Annotated in this window: 3 protein-coding genes and 1 pseudogene; all 4 read left to right on the top strand. The window is 67.4% G+C overall.

What is annotated here, in order from left to right; all coding sequences use genetic code 11:
• Positions 1-785: S41 family peptidase (locus NZ773_16090; protein MCS6803447.1), on the top strand; the 785-nt coding region annotated here is incomplete at its 5' end.
• Positions 786-888: 103 nt separating this feature from the next.
• Positions 889-1,839, top strand: coding sequence for a divergent polysaccharide deacetylase family protein (locus tag NZ773_16085; GenBank protein ID MCS6803446.1), 951 nt, complete (start codon positions 889-891; stop codon positions 1,837-1,839).
• Positions 1,840-1,851: 12 nt separating this feature from the next.
• Complete coding sequence (locus NZ773_16080; protein MCS6803445.1) at positions 1,852-2,358, top strand: RNA pyrophosphohydrolase; 507 nt, start codon at positions 1,852-1,854, stop codon at positions 2,356-2,358.
• Positions 2,359-3,660: 1,302 nt separating this feature from the next.
• A pseudogene (locus tag NZ773_16075) lies at positions 3,661-3,975 on the top strand (IS256 family transposase).

The raw sequence follows: 3,975 nt of genomic DNA, 5'->3' as shown, positions 1-3,975 counted from the left end.
TCGACGACGACGTCGGCTACATCCGCATCACGTCCTTCAACGAGCAGACGGACCAGGGCCTGCGGCGCGCAGTGCAACAGCTCCGCACCCAAGCCGGCACGCGCCTGCGCGGGCTGGTGTTGGATCTGCGCAACAATCCGGGCGGGCTGCTCGACCAGGCAGTCGCGGTGTCCGACGACTTCCTGGAGCAGGGAGAGATCGTCTCCACTCGCGCCCGGCGCGCCGAGGATGCCCAGCGCTACAATGCTCGGCCTGGGGACATCGCGGCCGGCCTGCCCCTGGTGGTGCTGATCAACGGCGGCTCGGCTTCGGCATCGGAGATCGTCGCCGGAGCCCTGCAGGATCACCGCCGGGCGGTGGTGATCGGCACGCGCAGCTTCGGCAAGGGCAGCGTGCAGACGGTGATGCCTTTGCCCGGCAACGGCGCGATCCGACTGACCACGGCGCGCTATTACACCCCCTCTGGCCGCTCGATCCAGGCGACGGGCATCGAGCCGGACGTGCTGGTCGAGCTGTTCGAGGGCGAAGCGCGTGCGGAGGCGCGCGACCGCGAGGCCAATCTGAACCGGGCGCTGCGCAACGATCAGGCTCAGGCCGCCCGGCCGAGCCCGGTGCCGCCGCCGGCACTGCCGCCGGGCTTCGTCGAGGCGTCCTCGAACCCGCCGCCGCGGCCAAGCGAGGGCCAGCCAGCGATCCAGCTCGGCGACATTGCACGCGACTACCAACTGCAGCGTGCAGTCGAATTGGTGCGCGGCCTTGCGGTGATGCGGCGCGCCTCGAACTGAATTGGCCAAAGGACCAAAGGCCTAAAGCAAGCCGACGGGCCGCACGGTGGCCGGGGGTCGAGCAGGGAAGGGCGGGTGGCGTGCCCTGGCTGCGTTCTGGGCAATGGTGCTTGCCATCGCGGCAGGGCTAGCCCTCTGGGCGGAGTTCGGCGGGGTTCCGCCGGCCGCAGTCGAGCCGGCACCTTCTCTGGCCGAGCAGGGCGGGTCCGCAGCGGTGCCGCGGCTGGAGCCGACCGTCGAAGCTCGGCGGGAACCGCTCCTCGAGGCGGAGCGTCGCACTGGGAGCGACTCAGCGCCGCGGGGCGAGAGCGCGGCAGCGTCGCCACCCGCCTGGCGCGCCTTCGCCCGTCCCTTCGACGAGGCGGACCGCAGGCCCCGCCTCGCCGTCCTCGTGGTCGGGCTCGGCATGAGCGAGACGGCGACGCGGTTCGCTATCGAACAGCTTCCTGGGGCGATCAGCCTCGCCTTCTCGCCTTACGGGCTCAATCTGGACACCCAAATGGCGGCGGCGCGCGCGGCGGGACACGAGGTGCTGCTCGGCATCCCGATGGAGCCGGCGAACTTCCCCCTGAATGATCCCGGGCCGCGGGCGTTGATGACGGGCAATCCGCCGCCGGAAAACATGGCTCGGCTGCAGTGGGTGCTTGGGCGTGGTACGGGCTATGTTGGCGTCACCAATGCCGCATCTGCCGTGTTGCGTGGCGAGCGCTTCATGACCGCCACTGAGGCGATGCGTCCGGTTTACGAGGTTCTGCAGCAACGGGGTCTTCTCTTCATCGAGGCTCGACCTGGCGAGCGCGCTCCGACGGCGGTTCCCTCGCGCACAGCCGATCTCGTTGTGGATGAGCGGATGTCACGACCGGAAATCGAGGCCCGTTTGGCTGATCTGGAACGCTTGGCAAGGGAGCGGGGCGTTGCCTTGGGCATCGCCGGTCCTGCCCAACTCACGCTGGAGCGACTCGCCGCGTGGAGCCAGGGCGTCGAGTTCCGCGGTATCCTCCTTGCGCCGGTGAGTGCCGTCGTCACGCGTCCGACGGCGCAAGCCCGACCATAGGCGCATCAGGTCATGGATCCGACGACCCTTCCCTACCGGCGAAATGTCGGCGCTGTGCTCTTCGGCCCGTTGGGACGAGTGCTTGTTTGCCGCCGCGCCGATCTTCCCAACGCGGAAGGGGGCCCTGGAGGCTGGCAGCTTCCGCAGGGAGGAATAGACGAAGGCGAGGATCCGAGGATTGCCGTTTTCCGCGAGCTTGCTGAGGAAATCGGGACCGACCGTGCCGAGATTCTCGCCGAACACCCCGACTGGTTGACTTACGACCTTCCCCCTGAGCTGCTGGGCAAAGCGCTCGGAGGGCGCTATCGCGGACAACGGCAGAAATGGTTTGCCCTGCGCTTCCTTGGCAGCGAGGCCGATATCCGACTTGATGCTGACCCCAACCCCGAATTCGACGCTTGGCGTTGGGTTGACCTTTACGAGCTTCCGACCCTCGCAGTCTCATTCAAGCGACCGATCTACGAGGAGCTTGTGCGCGCCTTCGCTCACCTCGTCCGATCAGTCCAAGAGCGCATTTGAGCGTTGACCGTCACGTTCCATCTGAACGGCGGTCGGGGCTGGCGCGGCGGGTGATGCCTTGGTTCATTCTCCGGTGCTTCGCACCGACATCGTCTGCAGATGGAGTATGAAGAGCTCTATGAAGAGCTCTGCCCAACGGTTGTGGTGCGGTCTCGTGTTCGATTCGTGTTTGTTCTGAGTGTTGCGATGGTTTTGCCGGTGGGGCAGCGTCGGTTGGATCAAGGGGCCTTGGTGGAGGGCTTCCTGCCGCCGGTGGTGGGATGAACCGGGGGCGGGAGTGGATTGCAGCGCCGATCGGTGAGGTAGGTCGACCAGGGTGCACTGGGTGCCCTGGAGCGGAGGCTGGTCTGTTTCCGCTTGCCTCCGCGTCAGGCCGGCTTCCCGCCGATCGCCCTTTTCCGAGCCCTTTTGCGGGCGCAGTGGTACCTGCTCGCTTCCCTGGCGGAGTACTCCGGCTGATGGGTTGATGTCTGTGGTTCCGGGCTCCAGGAGGGTTTGGCCGATCGTCTGTCCTTTCGGCGCTTCTGTGGCTTCAGCTTGGCCGACGACACGCGCGAAGGGACCGCAAGTCGACCAGAGGGCAGACAACCCCTCGGCCGCTCCCGCGGCCGGCCGGTGGCGCATGGGGTGAAGAGGCGTCTGTTCGAGTAAGCCAGTCGTCGGCTGGGCGCCCAGGGTGTGATGCTGAAGAGTGGCACGCTGATCGACGCCACCCTGGTCGAGGCCCGGATCAGCCGGCCGACGGCCAGCGGGAAGCGAGGTCTGTCCCCTGCACGCCCCGCGCTCCCCTCAGGTCGCTCCGCAAGACCCTGACGCCGACTTCGGCTGACGGGGGCGAGAGCGTCTTCGGCATCGAGTTCCATCGCGCTCGCGCGAGGTGTGGCCGTCACGGCTCACGTCGTCGTCGACCAGGCCTCCGAGCGCGTGCGCCACGTCGTACTGACGAGCGCCGAGATGCAAGGTTGCCGACGCGCTGATCTAGGGCGATGAGCAGGCAGTGTTCGCTGATCGGGTCTACAAGACCTAAGGGCGTCAGCACGAGTGGTCGGCCGGGGGACACAGCCTTCGTCGCTGATCGGTCGTGGCGGAGGCCGGGATCGCGGATGACATTCCGACCGCAGCCTGCCCGCGCACACGCTGTGCCCTTGGGAGCGCTCAACAAACGCCATGCTCACGCCGATCCGCGCCGGTGTCGAGCGCTGTTCCCTTGCGCCATAGCGGGCGGATGGCGGCGCGGGGGCCACCGCGAGGTCTCTGTCAGGGGCGGTTTCGCGAGAGTCAACCTCGATCGGAGATCCCCCAATGACCAACGAGACGGTGACGCTCGGCGGCCTTGTCGAGAGGGCGCCTGATGGGGAACTGCAAAGGGATATGATCGGCTTTGCCGCCGAGCGGCTGATGGAGATGAAGGTTGGCGGCCTGTCGGCGCAGCCATGGCCTGTTGGCGCAGCCATGGCGAGAAGAGCGCCGAGCGTCTGGCACAACCCAACGGCTACGCGACGGGGCCGGGGAGACCTGAGCGGCACAGCGGGGCTGTGCAGCCCGAGGCTAGGTAAGTGCAGCTACGTGCCTGGTTTCCTTAAACCGCGCCGCATGGCGGAGAAGGCGGTGACGCTG

This window comes from Dehalococcoidia bacterium (assembly GCA_025054935.1).
Lineage (GTDB): Bacteria > Chloroflexota > Dehalococcoidia > SpSt-223 > SpSt-223 > JANWZD01.
This window is presented reverse-complemented; position numbering and strand designations above follow the sequence as displayed.